At 63.8% G+C, this 2,432-nt stretch carries 3 protein-coding genes; 2 read left to right on the top strand and 1 reads right to left on the bottom strand.

The features are described 5' to 3' along the window. The first annotated feature begins 384 nt into the window (after window positions 1-384). Window positions 385-894 (top strand): protease adaptor protein RcdA, encoded by a 510-nt coding sequence (rcdA, locus tag AOQ71_RS40755; RefSeq protein ID WP_057759334.1) that lies wholly within the window; start codon window positions 385-387, stop codon window positions 892-894. A gap of 208 nt (window positions 895-1,102) precedes the next feature. Here rcdA and rpmE read toward each other — a convergent pair whose 3' ends face one another. Beyond that, window positions 1,103-1,330, bottom strand: coding sequence for a 50S ribosomal protein L31 (gene rpmE / locus AOQ71_RS40750; RefSeq protein WP_028182497.1), 228 nt, complete (start codon window positions 1,328-1,330; stop codon window positions 1,103-1,105). Window positions 1,331-1,532: 202 nt separating this feature from the next. On the opposite strand from rpmE, the gene AOQ71_RS49480 reads away from it, so the two are divergent. Next, the coding region (locus AOQ71_RS49480) for an ABC transporter transmembrane domain-containing protein (protein WP_245317424.1) at window positions 1,533-2,432 on the top strand (900 nt) is incomplete at its 3' end.

Genomic DNA, 2,432 nt, shown 5'->3' with positions numbered 1-2,432 from the left:
GGCCGGGACAAGCCCGGGCACGACGGCGGAGAGAGCGCGACTACATCCCACTCGGCCACTGGCCGACATGGCTAACGAACCCTCAAAAAATTCGTTCGTTTACTCCCAATTAAGCTTTCGAGTTTATGACTGGAACTGTCCTCGTTTGGACACCGAGTGGCTCCTGTCCACTCTGTTTGACGCCTCCCTGTTATCAACTTTCAAAGCCGCCGGTCTCCGGCGGCTCTTTTTTTCCTCCATTCCCGGTTGAATTCCTCGGAACGACGCGCGGAAACCATATCCGCGCTTGCCGCTGGACTCCGCGATCCCCCCGCGCAATGATTTGTTCATCATAAGCCGGCGCAAAAGCCGGACAGGTAAACAGTTGCGTAAGGGGCGTTAACCATGGAACGTTTGCAGGCCGACGGCGCTCTCGTTCAACTCAGCGAGCGGTTCACCAATTCTGCGGCGTTCGGCGCCCTGTTCCGCGAGGGCATGGATCTCGTCGAAGAGACTGCCGCCTATCTCGACGGAGCCGGCCGCGCCGAGGCCAAGGCGCTCGATCGGGCCGTCAGCCTCACTTACGCGACCGAGAGCATGCGCCTCACCACGCGCCTGATGCAGCTCGCCTCATGGCTGCTGCTGCATCGCGCCGTGAAGGAAGGCGAGATGACGCTGGTCCAGGCCAACCGCGAGAAGACCAAGGTCAAGCTCACCGCCGCCGATCCCGGCCCCGCCGACACCATCGAGAAACTGCCGAGCTCGCTGCAGGATCTGATCCATCGCTCGATGAGCCTGCAGGCCCGCGTGCGCCGGCTCGACAGCTCGATCCACACCCCGCCGGCCGACCACGTCGCGATCGGCAACCCGCTGGTGCCGCATCTCAACGCCTTGAAGGCCGCGTTCGAGCGGTAAGCTCTCCGAGGCAAGCCCCACTCTTGTAGGGTGGGCAAAGGCGCAAAGCGCCGTGCCCACGCTCTTTCTCGATCATGCGCGGGTGGCGGGCACGCTTCGCTTTGCCCACCCTACGAAATCTCGGTCTTGATCGACGACGGCCTCCAAAAACAAAAACGCCCCCGGTCTGCCGGGGGCGTTTTTCGTCTCCAGCCTTCGCTGGCCGGGATCAATCCTTTTTGAGGAAGCCCGAAAACTTCTTCTGGAAGCGCGAGACGCGGCCGCCGCGGTCCATGATCTGGGTAGAGCCACCGGTCCAGGCCGGATGCGACTTCGGGTCGATGTCGAGGTTCAGCGTGTCGCCTTCCTTGCCCCAGGTGGAGCGGGTCAGGTACTCGGTTCCGTCGGTCATGACGACCTTAATCGTATGATAATCCGGATGAATTTCGGCTTTCATGGCAATTCCTAGGGCGCCCGGCGCCCGGCTTGAGTGACTATCGAATGACGGATTTGGCGGGGTCTATACCCCACGGGGTCCCCTAAAACAAGCCATTGTGGGGACTTGAGAACCGGGCCGTCCCTTACGGTACATCCCGGATTTGCCTCGCCCCGTGCCGGGGCCTATGTGGAGCCTACGTCTCTCTTTTGGTCGGATTCCAATGAGCGCAGTTGAACGGCTTGAAACCGGGCATACCGAGGCCCCGTCGATCGAAGCCGAGCTGATCGAACAGCCGGCCAGGGGCCGGGCCAAGCTGCGGCCGCTGCTGGCGCTTGCGCCCTACGTCGCCCGCTATCGCGGCCGGGCGGCGCTGGCCTTCGTTGCGTTGACGATTGCGGCGCTGACCACGCTGCTGGTGCCGGTCGCGGTGCGCCGGATGATCGATTTCGGGCTGACGCCCGAAGGCATCGCGATGATCAACAGCTACTTCTCGGTGATGATCGCCGTCGTCGCCGTGCTCGCGCTGGCGAGTGCATCGCGCTATTACCTCGTGATGACGATCGGCGAGCGCATCGTCGCCGATCTCCGGCGCGACGTGTTTGCGCATCTGCTCTCGCTGTCGCCCTCTTTCTTCGATTCCGCGCGCAGCGGCGAATTGGTGTCGCGGCTCACCGCCGACACCACGCAGATCAAATCCGCAGTTGGCGCCTCCGTGTCGATCGCGCTGCGCAATCTCATGATGTTCCTCGGCGCTGCCGCGATGATGGTGATCACCAGCCCGCGGCTCTCGGGCTTCGTGCTGCTGGCGATCCCCCTGATCGTGCTGCCGCTGGTCGCGTTCGGGCGCTGGGTGCGGCGGCTGTCGCGCAATGCGCAGGACACGCTGGCCGACGCCTCCGCCTATGCCGGCGAGCTGGTCGGCGCGATCCGCACCGTGCAGGCCTATACCAGCGAGGGGCTCGCCGCGAAACGTTTTGGCGGCGAGGTGGAGCAGGCCTATGAGGCAGCGCGCACCTCCACGCAGGCCCGCGCGGTTCTCACCGCCATCGTCATCTTCATCGTGTTCGCAAGCGTGGTCGGCATCCTCTGGATCGGCTCGCATGACGTGCTGACGGGCGCG

It is taken from the genome of Bradyrhizobium manausense (genome assembly GCF_001440035.1).
GTDB classification, from domain to species: domain Bacteria; phylum Pseudomonadota; class Alphaproteobacteria; order Rhizobiales; family Xanthobacteraceae; genus Bradyrhizobium; species Bradyrhizobium manausense.
Note: the sequence above shows the minus strand (reverse complement) of the source record. Positions and strands in the feature narration are given on the sequence as shown.

Coding starts and splice junctions, on each gene's coding strand:
- rcdA (WP_057759334.1), top strand. CDS start 385: ATGGAACGTTTGCAGGCCGACGGCGCTCTCGTTCAACTCAGCGAGCGG.
- rpmE (WP_028182497.1), bottom strand. CDS start 1,330: ATGAAAGCCGAAATTCATCCGGATTATCATACGATTAAGGTCGTCATG.